Genomic DNA, 1,550 nt, shown 5'->3' on the forward strand with positions numbered 1-1,550 from the left:
CTCGAATCCTGCCCATCTGGACCGGATGGACCTGCCGGATCCGGAGTCGCTGCTGGCCGATCCGGCCTGCGCAGACCTGCCCGGAGCGGGGCGATCTGCGGCAGGCGGCGCTGGAGGCGGTGGTGGCCGCCGTCGGGGCGCGGCCGGCGCGGGAGCGGTGGGAGGCGGGCTGGGCGGTGCTGGTCCGCGCCCTGGCGACCGGTGCCCCGGACCTGCTGGTCGGCCCGGCCACGGCGTTGGCCGCGCTGCGGCGCGACGACTGGGAGGTGCCGGATGCGGTGGAGCGGCTGGCCGGGGTGGTCGGTCTCGCCCGGCGGGCCGACCGGTCGGTGGGGCGGGCCACGGCGGCGGCCGACGCCGGGCGTGCGACGGGGGCGCGCCGATGACGGGGGCCGCGAAGCGCCCGGGGCCGCGCCCGCTGCCGCGCCCGATGTCCCCGCCCCCGCCACCGCGTCCGGTGCGGGCCACCGTGCCCGGGCCGCCGGCCGGTTCCGGCGGGCCGGCCGACCGGCCCGGACTCCCCCTGGACATGGAGAAGTTGCTGGCCGCCCGACTGCACGCGGTGAAGGTCCGCCCCTACCTGGCCAGCGCGCTCTTCGCGCTGCATGTGGTCGAGGACCGGTCGGTGCCGACGATGGCGGTGGACGCGCACTGGCGCTGCTACGCCTCCCCCGGCTTCGTGGCGCGCACCCCGGTGGAGGAGCTGGCGGGCGTCTGGGTGCATGAGGTCTCCCATCTGCTCCGGGACCACCACGGGCGGGGCGAGCGGTATGCGCGGGAGCACGGGGAACACGGGCCGGGCGAGCGACTGCGGCGGAACATCGCCGCCGACTTCGAGATCAACGACGACATCTACGGCGACGGTCTGCCCCTTCCTGCCGGGGCGGTGTTGCCGTCGCTGCTGCGGCTGCCGTCCGGGCTGCTGATGGAGGAGTACCTGCGTACGGCGTCGATGTCCGGGCTCGCCGCGGACCTGGCCTGGCTGGACTGCGGCAGTGGAGCCGACGGGCAGGTCCGGCCGTGGGAGCGGGGGCCCGACGGGGCACACGGCCTGAGCAGGCAGCAGCGGGACGCGGTTCGCTTCCGGGTCGCAGAGGGGATCAAGGGCCGACCGGGCGACGCGCCGCAGGGGTGGCGCCGGTGGGCGGACGAGGCGTTCCATCCACCGCAACCGTGGCGGCAGTTGCTGGGGGCGGCCGTCCGCTCGGCGGCGGGTGCGCCGGGGGTGGGCGAGGACCACAGCTACCGGCGTCCGTCCCGGCGCTCGGCCGGCATCCCCGGGGTGCTGCTGCCGAGCCTGCGCCGTACGCCGCCCCGGGTCTGCGTCGTGATCGACACCTCCGGGTCGGTGAGCGACGCGGAGCTGGGCAGCGCGCTGCTGGAGGTGGCGGCGATCTCGCGGGCCGTGGGCGGACGGCGTGACCTGGTCTCGGTGATCTCCTGCGACGCGGCGGCCGGGGTCGCCGTCCCGCTCTGCCGCGCCGAGAACATCGCACTGGTCGGCGGCGGGGGAACGGATCTGCGCTCCGGCTTCGCCCGGGCGCTGCGCT

1 protein-coding gene and 1 pseudogene are annotated in these 1,550 nt (G+C 77.2%); both read left to right on the plus strand.

Going from position 1 to position 1,550, the window contains the following annotated elements:
• A pseudogene (locus tag C3488_RS39595) lies at window positions 1–386 on the plus strand (AAA family ATPase); the annotation flags it as partial.
• A 143-nt stretch (window positions 387–529) separates the two neighbouring features.
• The coding region (locus C3488_RS39600; RefSeq protein ID WP_103845630.1) for a VWA-like domain-containing protein at window positions 530–1,550 on the plus strand (1,021 nt) is incomplete at its 3' end.

Source organism: Streptomyces sp. Ru72 (assembly GCF_002920635.1).
In the GTDB taxonomy this organism is placed as follows: domain Bacteria; phylum Actinomycetota; class Actinomycetes; order Streptomycetales; family Streptomycetaceae; genus Streptomyces.